The sequence below is a fragment of the Paenibacillus sp. Paensp38 genome (genome assembly GCF_059491915.1).
The window spans coordinates 4,154,406-4,175,992 of sequence record NZ_CP168516.1 but is presented as its reverse complement, the minus strand read 5'-3'; the positions used below and the strand labels follow the sequence as shown (position 1 = coordinate 4,175,992).

21 protein-coding genes are annotated in these 21,587 nt (G+C 47.2%); 15 read left to right on the top strand and 6 right to left on the bottom strand.

Annotated elements, in window-relative coordinates; genetic code table 11:
• Positions 1-21: 21 nt before the first annotated feature.
• The 11 genes from uvsE to ACEN8J_RS18450 all read left to right on the top strand — a co-directional run bounded on the left by uvsE (position 22) and on the right by ACEN8J_RS18450 (position 11,978).
• A complete protein-coding gene (gene uvsE, locus ACEN8J_RS18500) occupies positions 22-1,023 on the top strand; it encodes a UV DNA damage repair endonuclease UvsE (protein ID WP_029515770.1) in 1,002 nt (333 codons plus the stop codon).
• A gap of 174 nt (positions 1,024-1,197) precedes the next feature.
• Entirely contained in the window at positions 1,198-2,064 is an 867-nt protein-coding gene (locus ACEN8J_RS18495; RefSeq protein WP_029515769.1) for an inositol monophosphatase family protein, read from the top strand.
• 39 nt (positions 2,065-2,103) lie between these two features.
• Positions 2,104-2,346: a hypothetical protein gene (locus tag ACEN8J_RS18490; RefSeq protein ID WP_029515768.1), complete on the top strand. Its 243-nt coding sequence runs from the start codon at positions 2,104-2,106 to the stop codon at positions 2,344-2,346.
• A gap of 124 nt (positions 2,347-2,470) precedes the next feature.
• Positions 2,471-4,201 carry a sensor histidine kinase gene (locus ACEN8J_RS18485; protein ID WP_209018226.1) on the top strand — a complete coding sequence of 577 codons (1,731 nt, stop codon included), beginning with the start codon at positions 2,471-2,473 and terminating at the stop codon, positions 4,199-4,201.
• Positions 4,179-5,738: a response regulator transcription factor gene (locus ACEN8J_RS18480; RefSeq protein WP_340931313.1), complete on the top strand. Its 1,560-nt coding sequence runs from the start codon at positions 4,179-4,181 to the stop codon at positions 5,736-5,738. Before ACEN8J_RS18485 ends, ACEN8J_RS18480 begins: the two co-directional genes overlap by 23 nt.
• A gap of 175 nt (positions 5,739-5,913) precedes the next feature.
• Positions 5,914-7,206, top strand: a complete 1,293-nt coding sequence (locus tag ACEN8J_RS18475) for an ABC transporter substrate-binding protein (RefSeq protein ID WP_029515765.1) — start codon at positions 5,914-5,916, stop codon at positions 7,204-7,206.
• A gap of 228 nt (positions 7,207-7,434) precedes the next feature.
• Entirely contained in the window at positions 7,435-8,343 is a 909-nt protein-coding gene (locus ACEN8J_RS18470; RefSeq protein WP_023987015.1) for a carbohydrate ABC transporter permease, read from the top strand.
• A gap of 5 nt (positions 8,344-8,348) precedes the next feature.
• A complete protein-coding gene (locus tag ACEN8J_RS18465; RefSeq protein ID WP_023987016.1) occupies positions 8,349-9,188 on the top strand; it encodes a carbohydrate ABC transporter permease in 840 nt (279 codons plus the stop codon).
• A gap of 113 nt (positions 9,189-9,301) precedes the next feature.
• On the top strand, positions 9,302-10,414 hold the full coding sequence (locus ACEN8J_RS18460) for a rhamnogalacturonan acetylesterase (protein ID WP_495594558.1): 1,113 nt from the start codon (positions 9,302-9,304) through the stop codon (positions 10,412-10,414).
• A 72-nt stretch (positions 10,415-10,486) separates the two neighbouring features.
• Positions 10,487-11,521, top strand: a complete 1,035-nt coding sequence (locus tag ACEN8J_RS18455; RefSeq protein ID WP_495594557.1) for a glycoside hydrolase family 88/105 protein — start codon at positions 10,487-10,489, stop codon at positions 11,519-11,521.
• Between the two features lie 55 nt (positions 11,522-11,576).
• The gene (locus ACEN8J_RS18450; RefSeq protein ID WP_250243183.1) at positions 11,577-11,978 is read left to right on the top strand and encodes a sensory rhodopsin transducer; all 402 of its coding nucleotides are present in this window, start codon (positions 11,577-11,579) and stop codon (positions 11,976-11,978) included.
• A gap of 95 nt (positions 11,979-12,073) precedes the next feature.
• Here the strand turns inward: ACEN8J_RS18450 and ACEN8J_RS18445 are convergent, their stop codons facing one another.
• The 3 genes from ACEN8J_RS18445 to ACEN8J_RS18435 all read right to left on the bottom strand — a co-directional run bounded on the left by ACEN8J_RS18445 (position 12,074) and on the right by ACEN8J_RS18435 (position 15,762).
• Positions 12,074-13,033: a DMT family transporter gene (locus tag ACEN8J_RS18445; RefSeq protein WP_029515760.1), complete on the bottom strand. Its 960-nt coding sequence runs from the start codon at positions 13,031-13,033 to the stop codon at positions 12,074-12,076.
• A gap of 207 nt (positions 13,034-13,240) precedes the next feature.
• Positions 13,241-14,557, bottom strand: coding sequence for a glutamate-1-semialdehyde 2,1-aminomutase (locus tag ACEN8J_RS18440; RefSeq protein ID WP_274386683.1), 1,317 nt, complete (start codon positions 14,555-14,557; stop codon positions 13,241-13,243).
• Between the two features lie 83 nt (positions 14,558-14,640).
• Positions 14,641-15,762 (bottom strand): LCP family protein, encoded by a 1,122-nt coding sequence (locus ACEN8J_RS18435; RefSeq protein ID WP_340931315.1) that lies wholly within the window; start codon positions 15,760-15,762, stop codon positions 14,641-14,643.
• A 103-nt stretch (positions 15,763-15,865) separates the two neighbouring features.
• Between ACEN8J_RS18435 and ACEN8J_RS18430 the strand changes: the two genes are divergently transcribed.
• From ACEN8J_RS18430 to bcp, 4 genes are read left to right on the top strand one after another with little or no spacing between them, the layout of a single operon-like run.
• Complete coding sequence (locus ACEN8J_RS18430) at positions 15,866-16,906, top strand: ABC transporter ATP-binding protein (RefSeq protein ID WP_029515757.1); 1,041 nt, start codon at positions 15,866-15,868, stop codon at positions 16,904-16,906.
• Positions 16,899-17,693 (top strand): ABC transporter permease, encoded by a 795-nt coding sequence (locus ACEN8J_RS18425; protein WP_025718034.1) that lies wholly within the window; start codon positions 16,899-16,901, stop codon positions 17,691-17,693. Before ACEN8J_RS18430 ends, ACEN8J_RS18425 begins: the two co-directional genes overlap by 8 nt.
• Before the next feature lie 4 nt (positions 17,694-17,697).
• Entirely contained in the window at positions 17,698-18,486 is a 789-nt protein-coding gene (locus ACEN8J_RS18420) for an ABC transporter permease (RefSeq protein ID WP_025718032.1), read from the top strand.
• A 42-nt stretch (positions 18,487-18,528) separates the two neighbouring features.
• Complete coding sequence (bcp, locus tag ACEN8J_RS18415; RefSeq protein WP_029515756.1) at positions 18,529-19,005, top strand: thioredoxin-dependent thiol peroxidase; 477 nt, start codon at positions 18,529-18,531, stop codon at positions 19,003-19,005.
• A 68-nt stretch (positions 19,006-19,073) separates the two neighbouring features.
• Here bcp and ACEN8J_RS18410 read toward each other — a convergent pair whose 3' ends face one another.
• Genes ACEN8J_RS18410 through ACEN8J_RS18400 form a run of 3 tightly spaced genes read right to left on the bottom strand, consistent with a single transcriptional unit; the run spans position 19,074 to position 21,582 of the window.
• Positions 19,074-20,189, bottom strand: coding sequence for a GerAB/ArcD/ProY family transporter (locus ACEN8J_RS18410; RefSeq protein WP_495593835.1), 1,116 nt, complete (start codon positions 20,187-20,189; stop codon positions 19,074-19,076).
• Between the two features lie 17 nt (positions 20,190-20,206).
• Positions 20,207-20,443 carry a hypothetical protein gene (locus tag ACEN8J_RS18405; protein WP_029515754.1) on the bottom strand — a complete coding sequence of 79 codons (237 nt, stop codon included), beginning with the start codon at positions 20,441-20,443 and terminating at the stop codon, positions 20,207-20,209.
• Between the two features lie 29 nt (positions 20,444-20,472).
• Positions 20,473-21,582 (bottom strand): GerAB/ArcD/ProY family transporter, encoded by a 1,110-nt coding sequence (locus ACEN8J_RS18400; RefSeq protein WP_029515753.1) that lies wholly within the window; start codon positions 21,580-21,582, stop codon positions 20,473-20,475.
• Between the last annotated feature and the right edge of the window lie 5 nt (positions 21,583-21,587).

Here is a 21,587-nt window from a genome sequence, read left to right as displayed (position 1 = left end):
CTACTGAAAGGAAGACACCCTATGATCGTAAGGTTAGGTTATGTAGCCATGTCGGTTACCGTGCAAAATGCATCCCCCTCTAAAACCATGACGATGGCCAGCTTTAACAAGATTGGAGACCGAGAAGCTGCGATCCGCAAGCTAGAACGGATAGCAGCCGAAAATCTCCATAATACATTGAGGCTGCTGCGCCATAATCGTGCGAGTGATATCCAGGTCTATCGTTTCTCATCCAAGCTGATTCCGCTCGCGACCCATCAGGATCTGCGGGATTGGGACCCGTTTCAGGCGCTTGCTACTGACTTCGCAGAGGTTGGGAACTATGTCAAGGCGAATAGGATGAGGGTATCGTTTCATCCCGATCATTTTACAGTGTTAAGCACTCCCCGTCCTGAGGTGTTGGAGAGCTCCATTAATGACTTGAAGTACCACAAAGCGATGCTGGAGGCCATGGGGCTCGGTGCCGAAGCCAAGAACAACATTCATATTGGTGGTGCATACGGAGATAAGGTGACCTCAGGCCAGCGTTTTGTAGAGCAGGTTAGTGCTCTGGATCTTTCGTTAAGAGAACGGTTGACGCTGGAAAATGATGATAAAACATTCAATGCGGTGGAAACACTGGAAGCTTGCAAAATAACGGGCTTGCCGATGGTTCTCGATATTCATCATCAATGGGTCAATAACGAGGGTGAGAAGCCGTGGGAGCTATGGCCGGACATATTGAATACCTGGAAAGGGGAATTGGCCCAAGCCGGATCTTCTACTGATCATCCATTGCCGCCCAAAATTCATGCCTCCAGTCCCAAAAGTGAAAAAGACCCTCGTGGTCATGCAGACGGTGTTCTGGTGGAGCCGTTGCTGACCTTTCTGCGCAATATTGCTGGATATACGGATCGGATTGATGTCATGCTTGAAGCCAAGCTTAAGGATGAAGCGTTATTCGGATTGATGAATGAACTGCGTCTTCAGGAAGATAATGGGGTCAAAGTGCTGGATGGGGCTTCCGTAGAAATTATGCCTTAGAAAGTAGTATTTTGCGGATAAAGCTCTCATTTGGGGAAACTTTATGCAGTTTATTGTGTATACTAGAATGTGTAAACTAGCAAACTTGTACTGAAACAGAGATGGTTAAGAGACTGTGCTGTAGGCCAGCTTCGTAAACCACGTAACAATGATATAGAAAGTAGAGTGAACACGTTGAACGAACATGAAAACGAAAAGGTTCCCTATATCGTATCAGGAAAAAGCTATACGGCCGTGGCTATTAACGCGGCATCCAAAGCCGGGGAATGGATTAAGAGCAAGCTGGGAACTGTTGAACATTTGAATACCAAACAGTCTCCTACGGATCTAGTGACCGAGGTAGATAAAGGTGCAGAACAGATGATTCGCAGACTGATTCTGACCCATTTTCCCGATCATGCGATTTTGGGTGAAGAAGGTGTAGAGCCGGGAGCCGAAGCTTCGGCCCGCGCACTAGAGGCTGCCCGTGAAGAGGAATATTTATGGATTATTGATCCGGTAGATGGCACGACCAATTTTGTACACAGTCTGCCGTATTACAGTGTGTCTATTGCCTTGGCCCATCGTGGAGAGGTGATTGTCGGGGTTATTTATGATCCGTCCCGTGATGAAATGTTTGTAGCGGAAAAAGGAAAAGGCGCATATGTGCATGGTAATCGCATGCAAGCCTCAAGAGAAGAAACACTGGGAGATAGTCTGGTGTGCATCGGCTTCCCGCCAGATCGTACGTATGCACAACCGCTAAATATGAAAATCACGCAGGTTCTTACACCTCAGGTACGCGGCATTCGGGCGCTGGGCTCGGCAGCATTGCATCTGGCTTATGTGGCGTCGGGACGGTTATCGGCCTATTGCGAAATTGGTTTGAATGCGTGGGATGTAGCAGCGGGCGCTTTGCTGGTGCAGGAATCAGGCGGTACCATTACCGATACATTGGGCAGACCTTATGACCTGAGTGTACGGCATATTGCAGCTACGAATACAGCTATTCATTCTCAACTTATTCAAGTGCTGAAAGAAGCTGACGCAACCGGGTTATAATTCTACGTAGGGACCATCACCCTAAAGGAGGAAATCGCGATGAGTCAATCCGAAGAATTGGAACGCCAGCTCAGTGAACTGCTGACGGAAGGCGAAATTCGTGAGAATGAGGCCCAAAAGCGGGAACGGCTCAGCCCTAAATATGAGGTGCGGGTTCAGACTCATATCGATCCCATTGTTGAGGAAACGCGTAAATACCGGAGTATGGCACGGGAACTTGATGACCGATACGACGAATATATGAGCAAGGCGGACAAATCGAAACCAACCGATCAACGCTAAGCAAATGCAAATACCTCTTGCCGAATGACCAAGGCATGGGGTATTTTGTATGTTATAAAGGAGGCGACAATCACTGATTACCTACTTTAAAAGCGCTTACAAAAATGCTGGAATCCATCATAAAATGGTACTGCTGATCACGGTGCTTATGCTGGTTAATTTTGCAGTTGTTGCAGTCATACTTAAGTACGTATTTCACATTTATGATAATCAAATGTACAAAAAAACATCCGAAGTACTCAATATTTCTTCAATCGGTATAGAAAATGAGCTGAAGGATGTGGAAAAAGTTACTTTCAAGGTAACAACGGACGAGCAGCTTCAACGTTATTTGCTGCAATTGGAAAAAGAGAAATCCCCTTATGCCAAAATGGTGCTGCGTAAAAAAATAACGAATAGGCTTGTCGCCTTTGCCGGCTCTGAAACCTATGTCTATTCTATGATGGTCATCGACAAAGAGGGACAGGTCATGAGTGCGGGCAACCGCGAAGGTATTCCCCAAGAGCTTCGATCCACCCTGTCGGAGCTGGCAGACGAACATGACGGTTCCAATGCATGGTATGCCGCAGGTCATTCCTCCTTGCTGGCAGCTCGGCAGTTCAAATCCTTTACCGATTCCAATTTTACGCTGAATGGGCTCGGAACGCTTGCGATTCGTGTACGAATTGACCGGATTGTAGCGGACCGTGTGCAAACCTCCGGTCGTGATGGACAACTGATGATTACAGATGGAAGGCGGATGATTTATCCCGAAACACCACTTTTGAGTGAGAGTGATATTCAGGCCGAGCTGGGCCGGAAGCAGCCTTACGGGATTGCGACCTACTCAGGAGGAACCTTTTTCGCTGCTCAAATCAAATCTTCTTATACGGATTGGACGTATTTGCATATGACCCCCTTCGATGATATGTTTCGCAGCATTACGATTATCAAAGAAGTTGTAAGCGCTATTTTTGTCATTATGCTTCTTATCGCATTGGCTCTGGGGGCTAGATTGTCAGGGAGCATTACCAAACCGATCGTTCAATTAATCCAGAACATGCGTAAAATAGAAAAAGGCGATCTCGACCGTTTGGAAGAGGAAGCACTTGGTGCGGTCCCCCTTTCCACACAGGATGAGGTAGGCTTGCTTCATCGAACGTACAAGAAAATGATTCGCCGCATTCGTGAGCTCATTAATGAGAATGTTGCCAAGCAGCTATTACTGCGGGAAACAGAGCTAAAGGCGCTCCAGGCCCAGATTAATCCACATTTTTTATACAATACATTAGAGTCCGTGAACTGGCTCGCCAAGGCCAATAAACAGGACCGGATTTCAGAGATGGTGGAAGCACTTGCTTTTCTACTGCGCAGTGCGGTCAGTTTTGAGGAGCAGCTGATTCCGCTTCGAAAAGAGCTGGATATTGTAAGGAGCTACGTAACGATCCAAAAAACACGTTTTGATGAACGTCTCGTTTTCCATCTGGATATTCCGGAAGAACTGATGGATGCACAAATTCCGAAGCTAACGCTTCAGCCCTTGGTGGAGAATGCCATTCATTATGCGCTGGAGCCGCGAATTGAACCCTGTCAGATTGCTATTATTGCGAGAGAAAGCGAGGGTGCTCTATTTCTGCGAGTTGAAGATGACGGACCGGGAATGACGCCGGATTTCTTGGAAAAGCTGCGAAGCGGGCAGGTTACGACTCGTGGGCAGGGCATTGGACTTACGAATATTCAGGAACGGATTAACCTGACATTTGGTACACCTTGGGGGATAGAGCTGCATAGCGAGTCAGGAACAGGAACGTCGATTCATGTCTGTATTCCATATGTGAAAGGGGATCAGGGTCGTGTACAAGGTGCTACTGGTTGATGATGAGCGTATGATTTTGGAAGGCATATCACAGGTGGTTGATTGGGGGAAAGCGGGCACGAGATTGGTTGGCACGGCACGTAACGGGATTGAGGCTTATGATCAGATTCAAGCCAGCCCACCTGATTTTGTGATTAGCGACATCTCTATGCCAGGACTAGACGGTATCGGACTGGTTGCCAAAACGACGGAGCATTTTCCAGACGTCCGTTTCATTCTGTTGTCTGGCTACAAAGATTTTGATTATGCCTGTCGGGCCATGCAATACGGGGTGAAGCACTACTTGTTGAAGCCATGCAATGAGCGGCAAATTCATGAGGCTCTGACCGAGTTGGGACAGGAGCGGGAGGAGCAGGAAGAACGCAAGCAGTTTGTAAACCGGATGAAGCTAGATTTTCAGCGTATGCTGCCTCATGTGAAGGAACACTTTTTGAAGGAGTTTATTTCCTATAAAACTTACGGTAGCCGCGATATCGCATTTTATGAGCGGTTATTCGGAATTGAATTGCAAGATAAGCAGGTTCGAATGCTGCTGCTGCGGGTGGAGGAATCCCATGAGCCGGAGCATCTGTTTGCATTGCAAAATATAGCGGCAGATTTGATGGATGATGTCTTGCTCAGTACGACCATGCAGGGGCAATTGCTCATCGTGCTGGAAAGCGAGGATGATACGTCACGGTTTATGAAACAGATTGAAGCGGTACGTGCGACATTTCATCGCTTTTACAAACTGGAGGTAACGGTCGCAGTTAGTGAGTCGGATAGTATGCAGCATTCACGGGGGATGTACCGGGAGACACTGCATTGTATGAATCACCGTTTTTACACCGGGGAGGGCAGTCTGATTACGAAAGAGGATTTAGCGACTGAGGATACCCGGGAGATGGCAGATTTGGAGCTGGACGAGGAAAAGTTCGGTCTGCTGATCAAGGCTGGAAATACGGTGGAGGTTGCACAGGAAGTGGATCGGTTATTCGGTATTTTGTCCCGGATGAAGCTGGAAATCTCTGTGACCCGCTCTTATGTGCTTCAGCTCTATGCCGCTATGATCCGTATATGCCCTGAAGAAGAGCGTGCGGCGTTTACGAGCCGAATGGTGGTGCTGGCAGAGCAAAAAACGCTGGCATGTCTCAAATCTTTTGTACAGGAAGCTGCCGAACGAATGACCGCAATCTATTATAAAAGTAATGTGTATCGCCAATCTTCTACCGTTGATAAAATGATCACTATTATTGAGCAAAACTACAGAAAATCCGATTTGTCGCTGAACGGAGTGGCAGGCCAAATGCTGTATATGAATTCCGACTACTTAGGGAAGATTTTCAAAAAGGTGACTGGGGAAAACTTCTCACACTACGTCAATCGTTATCGGATCGAACGTGCGGCTGAGCATATTCGAGAGACAGGAGATGTAAAGGTGTTTGAGCTGGCCGAATGGTTCGGCTTTGGCGGGAACGCGCAATATTTTAGCCAGGTGTTCAAAAAATGGGCAGGTATGACGCCTTCCGAGTACATTAAATCACACGAGAGGGGATGAGCTGATGGAGTCCCACTGTTTTTTAAACCCAGGAAACCTGATTTGTGTATTCCAATGCTTCTCAGCTTTTGGGAAAATAACAACAGGAGCTAATGTAAACGCTATCAAAAATGCGTAAATACGTTGTCACTTGTAATTTGGCTCCTTTCTAGAACAGCGAAAAGGGGAGAGATAGGTGGGCAAAAAGGGATGGTTTCTGATTATAGCTATGCTGCTCGTTTTGACGACAGCATGTAGCGGAGCGGACGGCGGCGGCAATTCGGGCACAAGTGCAGACGGGAAAGTAAAGTTACGTATCGCTTGGTGGGGATCGGATACGCGTCATGAATACACGCAGAAGGTCGTTGATTTGTATAAGCAGAAAAATCCTAATGTAACGATCGATGTGGAATATGCCTCTTTTGATGACTATTGGAAAAAGCTCGCCCCACAGGCTGCGGCTAATCAGTTACCGGATATCGTGCAAATGGACATTTCGTACATTAGCCAATATGCAAAAAATGGTCAACTGGAGGATCTCGCGCCTTACTTAAATCAAAAAATTCAGGTCGCTGACGTGAACGAAAATGTACTCAGTACCGGCGTAATAGCAGGAAAGCAATATGGTATTCCAACAGGTGTCAATGTTCTGGGTTTCCAGTATGATCCGGCGCTGCTCAAAAAAGCGGGCATAGACAAAATTCCTGACAACTGGACATGGGATCAATACAAAGAAATGGCTTTAAAGGCAGCTTCCAATAAAGTATACTTTGACAGCTCAATGGCTGCCGATATTTTCTTCCACTATTATTTGCGTACGCAAGGAAAGACTCTCTACAATGCGGAAGGGACAGGATTGGGGTATGACGATGATAAGCTGTTTGTTGACTTCTTCAGCGGATTGGCTGATCTGATTAAGAAGGGAGCGACCCCGCCTCCTGAAATTATGAACCAGACCAAGGGGATTCTTGAGGAATCCGATATCGTAAAAGGAACAGGCATCGGTATTTGGCAGTGGTCCAATCAGTATGTAGGTTTACAGCAGGTTGTTAACCGCCCCATGGCACTGGCACCAATGTTTGGGCCGAATATGGAAAAAGGCGTATACATGCAGCCTACGATGTACTGGACGGTTGCTTCCCGTTCACAGGTGAAGGATGAGGCCGCAAAGTTTATTGATTTCTGGATGAATGATGTAGAAGCGAATAAATTGATTAAAGGCGAACGTGGCGTGCCGATTTCCTCCAAAATCAAGGAGGCTGTTGCGCCAGAGTTGAGCGAGCCTACGAAGCAGGTGTTTGAATTTGTAGCTTCCATGGAGCCGAAGGCTTCTCCAATGAGCCCGCCGCCGCCAGTCGGATCGCCGGAAGTGATTGCGACTCTGACCGATTATATTGAACAGGTCAATTTCGGACAGATGACGCCTGAAGACGCAGCGGCCAAATTCCGGGCTGATGCGAATACTATCCTTGCGAATAACAAGCAATAATGAGCGCAATGTGACCTTTAGGATATCTGATACTGTTTAGCATAAGATCGAAGGAACGTTTCGTTAAGTTAACCGTGCGTAGTCCAAAGCATGATTGCGCACGGTTGATTGGACGAACCAACTGCATAAGCACCCTTTGCAGACATCACAATATTATTCACATAACAACGAATTATTAATATTATAAAGTTTTGCTAATTCTTTAAAATGCAACAGAAGGGAGGCTTGATGAGCTTGCGAAATCATCAGAGCTTGAAAGCCAATATGACCGGATATGCGTTTATCAGCCCGTTTATTGTGGGCTTTCTGGCGTTTACGTTAATTCCAATGTTTATTTCGCTGTATCTGTCCTTTACCACCTACAACCTGTTCACCCCGCCCAAATGGATTGGTCTGGGTAACTTCGAAAAAATGTTCACAGGCGACCCGAAATACTGGAATTCGATCAGGGTCACGTTTACGTATGTATTGGTCGGTGTACCGTTGCGACTGATTTTCGCGCTGTTTGTGGCTATGATTTTGAATACCAAATCGCGTATGGTCGGCACCTATCGGACAATGTACTATCTGCCGTCGATTATCGGGGGCAGTGTTGCGGTATCCATTATGTGGCGGAACATTTTCAGTAATAACGGCATAGTGAACAGCCTGCTTTCGACCTTAGGGGCGACTCCAGTGAAGTGGTTTGGTGACCCGGATGCTTCGCTTACGATGCTAATCACCTTGTCCGTATGGCAATTTGGCTCCTCCATGCTGATTTTTCTGGCAGGTTTGAAGAACATTCCTGTTGAATTGTACGAGGCGTCCAGTGTAGATGGCGCTAAGCCAGTACGAAAATTTTTCAGTATTACGCTACCGTTGCTTAGCCCCATTATTCTATTTAATCTGATTATGCAGACGATCAGCGCCTTTATGACCTTCGTCCCGGCTTATGTTATTTCTAAGGGCGAAGGAGGCCCGATGGATGGAACGATGCTGCATTCACTGTATCTGTTCCGACAGGCGTTTATGTTCAGCAACATGGGATATGCGGCAGCCATGGCTTGGGTCATGCTCATTATGATTGGGATACTGACAGCGATATTATTTATAACCTCCAGATACTGGGTATTTTATGAAACGGAAAAGGGGCGCTGATAACGATGGCATGGAAAACGGTCAAATGGCCAATTTATCACATACTGGTTGCTGCACTGGCGCTCCTGATGCTGTATCCCGTTTTTTGGATGCTGTTCAGCTCGTTTAAAGAAAGTCGGACGATATTCGTCACGGCATCCTCGCTTTTCCCTACAGAATGGATCTGGCAAAACTATGTAACAGGCTGGAAAGGAACGACTGGCTACAACTTTGGCACGTACATTCTGAACTCGCTCACGATCGTGGTGATTTCAACGATTGGAGCCGTGCTTTCCTCCTCATTGATCGCATTTGGCTTTGCGCGCTTGAAATTCAAAGGACGTAACTTGTGGTTTGCTTTGATGATGGTGACGCTTATGCTACCAGGGGATGTGGTACTGGTACCGCAATATATTATTTTCACCAAGCTCGGTTGGATCAATACGATCTTACCGTTGGTGGTACCCTCCTTTTTCGGGATGCCGTTCTTCATCTTTCTGATGGTGCAGTTTATACGAACGATTCCAGCAGAGTTGGATGAAGCGGCGACGATTGACGGATGCGGCAAGTTCCGGCTGTATTTCAGAATTATTTTACCCTTACTCAAATCGTCGTTGGCTACAGCGGCAATCTTCTCCTTCTACTGGAAGTGGGAGGATTTGCTTGGTCCGGTACTGTATCTGAATTCGCCGGAGAAATATACCGTATCTATTGCACTCAAGATGTTCCTCGATAGCGAGTCGGCTTCCAACTGGGGAGGAATGTTCGCCATGTCTATCCTAAGCCTGCTTCCAGTTATCGCTGTATTCTTCGCATTCCAGAAGCAAATTGTAGAAGGAATGAGTACAAGTGGTTTGAAGGGATAAGATCCAAAATCCATAGCGTGAGGATATGAAGCTTACGAGTGGAAATGGATGGCATCCGGGTTTATACAATTGAATGGTCGGGATTTGAGGGCGATGGCTGAGAGGTGAGTAAATTGTGGAAGTTTGATTTTGGTCCGGGGGAACCTGCAGATGGCTACAAGGGAGTGTCTCCGGATTGCTCATATACAACTGAACAGGGCTATGGCTTCGAGACTACAGAGCATGTGTACGGTCGAAAAAGGCAGAGTGCAGCCAAGGATGCACTCACGCGGCTGCGAAACAGCTTTTGTATTCCACTGAATGCTGCATTTGTTGCAGATGTGCCGGACGGAATGTATCTCGTCACTATACTGGTCGGCGATTCGCAGGCGGAAACGTTCACGCGACTCAAGGCTGGTGAAGGCAAGCACATGCTTCCCCCGGTACACACGCTGCCGGGCCAGTTCACCGAAGCCCTGTTTGCGGTGCCAGTCCGGGGTGGCAAGCTGCGCCTCACCGTATCAGGCACCGCGCCACGGCTCAATGCGCTGGAGATTGCGCCAGCGCCACAGACCCTCCGGCTATTCCTAGCCGGAGATTCCACGGTTACGGATCAGGACGCATCCGGTTATCCGTATACTGGCTGGGGCCAGGCTTTGCCCGCCCTGTTCAAGCATGATGTCTGCGTGGATAATCATGCCGTATCGGGAAGAAGCTCCAAAAGCTTTGTGGACGAAGGACGGCTGGGTGCCATTTTGGGCGAAATAAAGGCAGGAGACTTCCTGTTCATCCAGTTCGGCCATAATGATCAGAAGCCTGACCCGGAGCGGGCTACAGAGCCTTTTACAACCTACAAGGAGCATCTTCGCCTCTACATCGACGGCGCAAGAAGCCATGGGGCAACCCCGGTACTGGTCACGCCCGTACATCGTCGCTATTTTAATGAGGATGGTACGCTATCTGACACACATGGTGACTATGTAACAGCGGTTCGTGAGCTGGCGGAAGAAGCGAATGTACCGCTGATTGATTTGTCTGCCCGCACGCAGGAGTTATATGAGCAGCTGGGTCCCGAAGAGAGTAAAGAGCTTTTTATGTGGCTGCTGCCTGGTGAATACATGAACTTTTCCGGCGGCTTAGAGGATAACACACATTTTCATGAGAATGGTGCGGTTCGTATTGCAGACATGGTGGTGGATGCTGTGAGGGCACTGGATTTGCAACCGTTACGCATGTATTTACGTTGAAGGACGACCTATTCATATACGGACGTCAAGGAGGTAACTCACGTGAAACTTACCAAAGGGGGGGACGTGGAAATGCCTGCATTGATATTTGATGAAGAACAAGTTAAGCAGGTGATCGACCGGGTAGTTGAACGCACATTTCAAATGCACTACAGCTGGGATTGGCCGGGTGGAGTAGCCTTTTACGGAGTATGCGAAGCGTATGAAGCGACAGGGAACGAAAAGTATTTGATCAAGCTGAAAGAATGGGTTGACGAAAGTATTGAGGATGGGCTTCCATCTCTCTCGGTGAACGGCGTTTCTGTCGGGCACTGTTTGTTGACGCTTTACCAGGCCACAGGTGAGCAAAAATACCTTGATATTGCCATCGAGATGGCAGAATTTTTGGCCAAAAAAGCGGAACGGTTTGCCGACGGCATTTTCCAGCATACGGTGAACTCACTTCATGATGTATTTCCGCAGCAAGCATGGGTGGATACGATGTTTATGGCCGGTTATTATTTGCTGCGTATCGGTCATCTGTTGGGCAACAAAGAGTATTGGGAGGATGGGGTTCGTCAATATCACGGGCATGAAGAATTTTTGCAGGACCCGGATACGAATCTGTATTATCACGGATGGGATCATGCGAATCAAAGCCGGATGTCAGGAATATATTGGGCGCGCGGCAATTCATGGGCAGCTCTCACGATGGCAAAAGCGCTGAAATTTGTGGAGGTGCAGCATCCATCTTATATGATCATCGATGGCTCGCTGCGTGACCAGCTCAATGCGCTGGTGCGACTGCAATCCCTGGAAGGGCTGTGGCATACGGTGCTGAATGATGATACCTCTTATCTGGAAACCTCGGGCTCGGCAGGAATCGCGACTGCCTTGCTTATGCAAGGGCGGTTGTTTAACAAATACACACAAAAGGCGATCGACGGTATTCTTTCCCGCATTAAGGACGACGGCACAGTAACGGGTGTATCCGCTGGAACCGCTGTGATGAACGATATTGACGGCTATCGAAACGTCCCCTACAAACGCATTCAGGGCTGGGGTCAGGGATTGGCGCTTGCTTTTCTGGCTCAACTGTTGCGTACCAAGGAGAATCCGTACGGCTAGAAGAAGGGGCATATGCGCCAAAAAGTATTATGGGTAAAGGAAGGAGGCCAATAGTATGGGAAATGCTGAACTTTCTCAGGAAAAGGTGGCTAATCAGCCGCGAGGCGGCCTATTCTGGGTCATCCCCGATGGGTATATTCCACCGGAAAGCCGGGGAGAGCTGCTCAGTCATGAGAGTATATGCGTGCTGAATTGTGGGAGCCGTGTGGCAAATCTAAGTATAGACATCTATTTTGAAGACCGCGAGCCATTGGAGGGATTGATCGAGGTGGTGGAAGGAAGACGAACCCGTCATATCCGAACAGCCTCGTTGGAGAAATCCGGCGAACGGATTCCCACAGGCATTCCTTACGCAATTACGGTCACTAGCGATGTGCCCATCATCGTACAATATAGCAGATTGGACACGACACAGCCGGAATTGGCGTTAATGAGTGTCATGGCGTACCCTATTTAATCCGACGAAGACTAAGAAGTGAAAAAAGAAATCTCCCGGCTGGAATTGCGCAGCTGGGAGATTTCTTTTTTTTGCAGGCAATGTAGTGTTTATTTTTAGCCCGTTTTTTGTGATTTTGCCGAAGTTGTTTTGATCGGCGTGAAGTTTTTTCGCCCCCCGAAATTGGTACCCAGCACGCCGATAATGATCATCACAGCCCCGACAATGTGATAGTAGGCGAGCTGCTCCTTCAAAATGTAAGCACCGGCAATCATGGAAATGAGGGTGGATAAATTACCGATCACACTCATTTTGGAGGCTTCGATCCACTTCAAGGCAAAGCTTGATAACAGTGAGGTGACGAGGGTAGACAGAATGCCCAGATAAATCAGTGCCATCCAATAACCAGGCTTCACCAGTGGAGCGGTATAGGCGCTCATGGAGCCGTCTATGGCATGATATCCCAGTGCCACCACGTTAAAAACGATACATCCCAAAATAGAGGTAACGTAGGTCAATTCCATGGGGCTGTACTTTTGTGTTAAGGGCCGTGCCAGTACATTATAACCGGATAGGCATATCGCAGAGAGCACGAGCAGAAGAATACCGCCATAGCTATTGGACGCTAGCGGTGCTCCGCTTTTCATTACAAATATAAAAACCACACCAAAGACAGAGAGCAGTAAGGAAATCTTTTGGACTACTGTTGTACGCTCTTTAATAAAATAAGAAGCTAACAGCAACGTAAAGATGGGAACGGTTGCTTGAATAATTCCACCTTCCGATGAAGAAGTGCTCATCAGCCCGAAGGCTTGCAGTGGAAAATACACTAATGGCGAGAGCAGCGCCAGTGGTAAAATGCGCAGAATGTCACGCAATTTGATGTTGAGCTTAATCCAACCAAGCAGCACTGGAACGGTCAAAGCGATAAAAGACAGCGCAAAGCGGTGGGCGATCACATCCAGCGGGCTCGCCTCTGTGACCGTCAATTTTACAAATAAAAATGAAAATCCAAGTATAGCTGCATAGCTGAGAGCTGCCAGATAGGCGGCTCCATTTCTGGAACGACTGTGCATAATAAACCTCCGTAGTCATGACCTTAACCTGTGGTTCTCTCAATATACCCGGATGGCATAACATGATACAATCCATAAAATCTGAAACTGTACGGGTACAGTTGTAAAATAAAAAAAGCCGGAACGAAGTCCCAGAGGTCGAATACCCTTCCCTAAGACTACTTCCAGCTCTTATCAAAATTCATATTCTATCACTTACTGCTGGGTTTACTTCCCTTGTGACATCGCCCGGAACGAATCGTCCGCCGCTTCCAGCGTAGCATCTACATCTTCGTCCGTATGCGCTGTTGTGAGGAACCAGGCTTCGTACTTGGATGGTGCCAGATGAATACCTCGATCCAGCATGTGACGGAAGAAGGATGCGAATGCTTCGCTATCCGTATCCTGCGCCTGTGCGTAATTCGTGATCGGATGATCACAGAAATGCGTCGAGAACGCTCCACGAATACGGTTGATCGTCAATGGCACGCCATAGCGTTCGGCAGAGGACTGAATACCGTCCGTCAGCCTCACAGCCAGACGTTCCATCTCTTCATACACGCCTTCTCCTTGAAGGACTTCAAGGCAGGCGATGCCTGACGAGATGGACGCCGGGTTGCCTGCCATCGTACCCGCCTGATAAGCCGGGCCGAGTGGGGCAACCTGCTCCATGATCTGTTTGCTGCCACCGTAGGCACCAATTGGCAGACCACCACCCATGATTTTGCCCAGCGCGGTCAAATCTGGCTGAATCGCATCATGGTTGTCCAAACCTGCATACGTTTGGGTAGAGCCGAAGTGGAATCGGAATGCGGTAATGACCTCGTCATAAATGACGAGTGAGCCGTTCGCACGCGCCATGGAGCACAACCCTTCCAAATAACCGGGCTGCGGCATAACCATGCCGAAATTACCGACAATAGGCTCGACCATGACTGCCGCCACATCGTCGCTCCAGCGCTCCAAAGCTTGGCGCAACGCGTCGAGGTCATTGAATGGCACAGTAATGACCTCGCTCGCAATGTTGGTTGTAATGCCTGCACTGTCAGGTATGCCCAGTGTAGAAGGTCCAGAGCCAGCAGCTACAAGTACCAGATCCGAGTGACCATGGTAGCAGCCGGCAAATTTGATGATCTTGTTCCGCCCAGTATAAGCCCGTGCCACACGAATCGTCGTCATGACTGCTTCTGTGCCGGAATTCACAAACCGGACCTTGTCCATAGAAGGAATGGCTTCCTTCAGCATCTTGGCCAGTTTGATTTCCAATACCGTTGAGGTTCCGTATAATACGCCGTTCGCGGCCGCTTCGCTGATCGCCTTGGTAATATGGGGGTGAGCATGTCCGGTAATAATAGGGCCGTAGGCCGCCAAATAATCGATATACCGATTATCATCCTCGTCCCAGAAATGAGCGCCTTGGGCGCGTTTCATGAATACTGGAGCACCGCCGCCCACAGCTTTAAAGGAACGTGAAGGGCTGTTAACGCCCCCGACAATATGCTCCAGGGCTTCTTTATATAGTGCTTCGGAGTTTTCCCGTTTCATCATCAAAAACTTCCTTTCCGTTCATTAAAATAGGGTATACACACGCCAAAGGGCAGCGTTCACGGCTGCCCCTGCATACATCATTATAGCTCTTTTTGACCTGTCTTTGTTGTTGATTGTTTGGAAGCATTCTCATCACTGGCTTTACTGCCCCCTGTAAAAGAAGCTTTATCCGTCTTGGTAGACGATGCACTGTCTGGCTGTTTTGTTTCGGTCTGATCCTTATTTTGTTCCTGTGTTTGTGTGGGTGGATTATTAAAAATATCCTGCACATACGTTTTCAGTTCTTCCGGATCGCGGACAGTAAGAACTGCCGCGCCGCCCACATTCTCTTCTCCGAGCATCTTCATCGGTGGAACCTGTTCACTGCCTGCAAAGTTGCTTTGGTACCCCACATTCGCCAGCTTCCACATATCGTTAACACTGAGATTCGTGTCAATGAACGGGTTAACCTGCTCTAAAATGTTCGGCAGGTTGGCGATGGAAGTCGTGGTCTGCATTTTCTGGGCTACGGCCTCCAAAAATGCGCGTTGCCGTCCTGATCGGGAGAAGTCGGACATCGCATCGTGGCGGAACCGCACATATTGAAGCGCCGTGTTGCCATCCAGATGCTGCATACCCTTTTTCAAATCAATGTCGTACTGATGTTTATCTGCATTACTTGTATAATGCATATCCTTTTCCACTTCAAAATCAATCCCGCCTACGGCATCCACCAGTTTGATAAAACCCTGGAAATCCGTGTACACATAATATTGCACCGGAATGCCTAACAGATCGCCAGCCGTCTTCATGGCTGTGTTGGGTCCGTGAGTAATGGCGGTATTAATTCGATTTTTTCCGTAACCGGGAATATCCACGTACGTATCACGCAAAATAGAGAACAGGTGGATTTTTTTCTTGACGGGGTCCAGTGACACGACCATCATGCTGTCTGATCGGGGGACTTCCCCTTTCTGGATACCGCGCCCATCGACACCCATTAGCAAAATATTGACCATATCGGTACCTTCCCACTTGGGCGGTTCTGGCGTACGAACCTGATCGACCTGCTTTACATTTTTGAAGGGGGAGTTAGCACCCTCTTTATGCAGATTATCCAGCTGATTATAAATAGATGTAAAATAGTACACGGCAAAGCCGACAATCGCGACGATTACCACGGCTAGAACCGACCATATCGTCCTTTTGGTTCTGCTTGTCATGGATGCTCTCCCTTTCGCTTTTCAGTTCATTACATTATAATTTCTTTTTGGAGCACAATCAATTTAACTATGGATTTTACAAATCCTGATTGAGAGGTATAACATGCTGGCAATAGATGTGCAGGATCTGCGCAAAACATTTAAGGTTCAAAAAAATCGCGAGGGCTTAAAAGGCGCCTTCCTTGATTTATTTGCCCGCGAATACAACGAGGTAGCCGCGGTCAAAGATATATCTTTCCGTATTCCGCAAGGAGAAATATGCGGTTATATCGGTGAGAATGGCGCCGGAAAGTCCACCACGATTAAGATGCTGACAGGCATTCTCGTGCCGACATCGGGACATCTCAAGGTGGGCGGTTATGTCCCCTATGAGGAACGTGAGAAATTTGTAGGCAACATTGGTGTTGTTTTCGGTCAGCGCAGCCAGCTTTGGTGGGACATCGGTGTGATCGAGTCTTTTCAACTACTGCGGAAAGTATATCAGGTTCCGGCTACTGACTTCAAACGCAGGCTGGATGAGCTGGTGGAGAGACTGCAATTGCAGGATCTGCTAAGCCGCCCGGTACGCAAGCTTAGTCTCGGGCAACGGATGCGCTGTGAGTTGGTAGCAGCCTTGCTGCACAATCCGTCTATTGTTTTTCTGGACGAGCCGACCATTGGGCTTGACATTATGGTGAAGTCCGAAATCCGCGAGTTTCTGAAGGACATGAACCGGGATCACGGTACGACTATTTTGCTGACGACCCATGATTTGCAGGATATTGAAGCGCTGTGCTCGCGCGTCATTATGCTGGATGATGGGAATATCATTTATGATGGTGGTCTTGAGGATCTGAAGGCGCGTTGGGGTACAGGTCGAGAAGTACGGTTCCAGTTCGGCACATCGACCCAATTGGAGCAATTACAGGCATGGACTGCTGATATGCCATTGGCTTGGACGGTGGATAATGATTTGGCTGCCAAGGTATGGATTCCTCTTCATATTAATGTATCGGATGTGCTCGCTTGCGTAGTCGGTCGCACGGACATTACGGATATCAAAATCATTGAAACCAACACGGATGATATCGTCCGCAGTATCTATCAGTCTGGCTCGGCGGAACGCCAGGGCAATCCGGTAGTGGAGGCCAAAGTTCATGCTTAGCGTATACACCGATTTTATTCGTATTCGATTTCTCACGATGCTGGCTTATCGTGTGAACTATTATTCAGGAATCCTTATTTATTGCATGAATATTGGCGTGTATTATTTCACATACAAAGCGATATATGGCGATGCGGGTAGCATTGGAGGCTTTACCGCTGCTCAGATGACGACGTATGTAGCCGTATCGTGGATGGCGAGAGCCTTTTATTTTAACAATCTGGATCGTGAGATATCGACGGATATTCGTGATGGAAGCATTGCAATTCAGATGATCCGACCTTATAACTATGTACTTGTTAAATTTATGCAAGGACTCGGCGAGGGAATGTTCCGTTTTCTGTTGTTTATGATTCCAGGTATGGCGATTGCGTTGCTGCTATTTCCGGTGAAACTTCCCACGGATCCGGTAGCCTGGGTTGGTTTTCTGGTCATGCTGTTTTTCAGCTTTATGATCAACACTCAGATCAATATTATTACTGGATTAACGGCCTTTTTTATCGAAAATAATGAGGGCATGATGCGTATGAAGCGCGTAGTTGTAGATCTGTTTTCTGGATTGATTTTGCCAATTAGTTTGTTCCCAGGCTGGCTGGCGACAATCGCCCAATGGATGCCGTTTCAGGCAATTACCTATTTGCCGGGCTCTGTATTTACGGGACGTGTAAAAGGCGTTGGCATTTGGAATGTACTGGGTATCCAAATCATTTGGCTGGTCGTTCTGCTCGTGCCGATGATCATCATTTGGCGACTGGCGCGCAGACGTCTGTTCGTGCAGGGAGGGTAAGCCGATGATGTACTATTTGGGCCTCATTAGCGAATATTTAAAAAATTACATGAAGTCACGGCTCACCTATCGGGCCGACTTTTGGGTAGAAGTTATTTCAGATCTGTTGTTTCAGGCCACGAATCTTATTTTTATCCTGGTTATTTTTATGCACACAGACAGTTTGGGTGGCTGGAGTGAAAATGAAGTCGTGTTCGTTTATGGATTTTTTATGGTTCCTTACGGACTATTCAGCTGTTTCGTCAACCTTTGGAACTTTAGCGAGCGTTATATTGTAAAAGGTGAACTCGACCGGGTAATGACCCGTCCTGCGTATAATCTGTTCCAGATTTTCCTTGAAAATGTGGACCCGCCCGCACTGGTCGGCTCAGTGATCGGTCTGATTATTATGGGGATCAGCGGGGCACAGATGGACTTGGCTATGGAGTGGTGGTTCATACCGGCGCTGATCATTTTGAGCCTAAGTGCCGTGGCGATCTATACGGGGATATACACCATATTGACTTCCCTTTCGTTTTTTTCGGATGCGCCGACAGGAATTATTCCGCTCATGTACAATATTCAGGGCTACGGACGTTATCCAGTAACGATCTATAACCGAGCCATTCAGGTTGTGCTAACTTGGATACTACCGTTTGCTTTTGTTGGCGTATATCCAGCCTCCCTGTTCCTTCACCGAGAGGACATGCGCCATATGGCGCTCTTAACTCCTGTGATGGGAATTGTCTTTCTGACCTTGGGCTTACTGGCATGGAACTGGGGAATTCGCCGCTACAGAGGGGCAGGCTCATAGGTCAGGTTATATAAGAACCCCCACAAGATAGGAGATGATGAGATGTCCGCGGCATTTACCGTTATTGGACAAGCGGCACCGGATTTTGAATTGCCTGGCAGTGAGGGAAAGCATGTTAAGCTGTCAGATTATCGAGGCAGTAGGGTGTTGATATATTTCTATCCCAAGGACTTGACCTCTAGCTGCTCGACACAGGCTTGTGATTTTCGGGATAAACATACGGAGTTTGAAGGTTTGAACACGGTGATTCTGGGGATAAGCCCTGATCCACTCAAGCAGCATGACAAGTTTATTGCCAAGTACGGACTCCCTTTTCAGTTGTTATCTGATGAAGAGCATCAGGTCGCTGAGACGTATGGTGTATGGCAGCAAAAACAGATGTATGGCAAGCAGTACATGGGCATTGTTCGGTCTACGTTCCTTATTGATGAAAATGGTATCTTAGTTCACGAATGGCGTGGTTTAAGAGTAAAAGGGCACATTGATGCTGCGCTGGCATACATTCAGGATATGGCGTAAGTGAAGAACAAAAAAACCTTTTGGAATCGGATTATGCTTCTTTAAGCATCGGTTTCAAAAGGTTTTTGTTAATTTTTGGATACGCCCTGTCGATGCTTCCACTTTTGCTTGCAGAAATAAACACCCCATAAAACAAGCGGAATGATCAAGCCGTTTGTATAATGCCAGGTAGACATGGGATAAACAAGAGTTCTTACATAATAAAACACATTTGGGGTTATCAAAATGGTCATACCAAACACAAGCGCTCCTGCGGGGATGACAAAGGGGCGGATATTAGAAATTCGGAATAGCTGGGTTGTTCCGAAAGTAAACGCGTAAAAGAAAAGGACACCTTTGAAATAGGCAGCAAGTGCCCAGGTTAAAGTTACTAACGATTCGACTCGTGTAATATAATTGAGCTCGTTAATCTTTGTTGTGAGAGCAGAAGAAATGTATGGACTATAATTGGTCACAAAGGGACCAACGACAAGGAGAGAGAGAAGCAGAAACACGCTAATCAGGAATCCGCCTATAAGAGAGGCGAGCAACATGTCCTTTTTAAAATGGGCTTTTTTGTTTACATAAGGAAAAACCATGAGCATAATAGACATTTCGGCAAAAGGCATAGCCACGCCTGGAACCATTCCTTTAGCAACAGGAGCTAACCCGTTTTCCAAAACAGGCCGTACATTAGAAAGCTGAATTTGTGGCAGGAGTGCAAGGATCAGACCGGAGAAGATTAATATATATGCTGGTAATAGCATCTCGCTAACACGACCGAAAACTTCAATTCCCATTAGCGCAGTAAGCACCATTAGGGAAATTCCCATAACGAGCAGGACATGCAGAGGGGTTTGTACAAATAACTGGGTAGTCAGGTAATCGCCTACCTCTCTAGCAATAAGAGCGGTGTTCATTAAAAAATAAAACAAATACCAGCAGGAGACAATGGTTCCGAATACAGGCCCGAAAATTTTACGGATCGCTTCAATAAGTGTAAGGCCCGGGTAGAGTTCATGGACACGAAGGAGCACGTAAATAATAATTAAACCTAACGGTATGGACAGTATAGAGCTGATCCAGGCATCCTGATGAGCAATATGCGTAATCATAGTCGGATAAATTAAGAGCATATCCCCGATTAAACACATAAACATAAGGACAGTCACTTGCCGAACACTGATACGTTCTTTTTTTGACATTTGTGGCTGCCTCCCTTCTAAAAGCCAAATACATGTGAAATAAAAGCGTTAACAGGGTTATAGATGATCTCTATCAGAATCAGCGGACTTGGCGTAACCTCTAATTTGGCAGCAAGAATACTAAGCCATGTGCCTAATCCGAGCATAACGATGTACACGAACATATCCTTAAAGCGATGCTTTCGGTACAAGCCTGGCAAATCTTTGGCAGCGATGGCTAAGCCGATACAGATAATGATAGTGGTAATCAGCATGTCGATGCTCCTTCCTTTGAGGGTGAGGCTCAACCAGATCCCAGGCTATGATTGCCTTTCGATCTCAACTTGTATACGACAAGCAGCAGTAAAGGCAGGACAACGGAATCCGTCAAATCCCAATAAATCCAAGCGTGGACGATCGTATCCAGATAATAAGTAATGTTGGGTGCCGACACGATAATCAGACCAAACAGGATCATAAAGCTAGGGCCAAGAAAGGTCCGTACATTGTCTAATCGCAGTAGCTGAGTCATTCCTAAGGTAAAGGCATAGAAGTGTAAAATGGTTTTAACAAAGGTAGTGATAATCCAGGCTATGCTCATCATGGATTCAACTCTCTGTAAGAAATTTCCTATGTTGATTTTTTTAGATAGCGTATAAGAGGTATACACACTATGTTCGGTTACAAAAGGGCCCAGAACCATGAGAGAAACCAAGAGTAGTACGCTTAACAGAACGCTGGCAGTAAGTCCGGCTAGCAAAACCGATTTTTTTAGACCCGGTTTTTTGTTCACATAGGGAAAAATCATGAGTAAAAAAGCTAATTCTCCGAATGGGTAGGACAGTGCAAATAGGCTGCCTTCCATAATCTTGGGAATACCTTGCTCCAGCATAGGCTTAAGCTGCTGACTTTCACATTGGGGAAGCAAGCACAGGATTAAAAACAAAGTGAAAGCCAAGCATAATGGTAATAAGATTTGAGCCGTACGAGCAATAGGCTCTAATCCCATATACATCCCCCACATAAGCGCAAGAATTAAGAGTAAATTGATAACAGGCAGAGGCGTCATAACATAAGTCTGGCTGTTCATAAAATCCCCGACCTCTCTTAAATAAATCGCGGAATTCATTAATAAATGGAACAAATACCATATCGAGATGAGGGAGCCTAGCCACGGTCCCAAAATTCTCTGGCAGAGTTGAATAAAGGTGAGATCAGGATATAGCTGATGTACCCGCAGGAGTAGCAGTAATACAGCCAATCCTGCTGGGATACTTAGGAATGAGCTGATCCAGGCATCCTGCTTGGATATGCTTGTAATGAGGGAGGGATACACCAATACGCAGTCTCCGATAATACTCAAAAATACGAGTACGGCTATATTTCTGATGCTGATACGCCCTTTCTCCTCCACCCAGC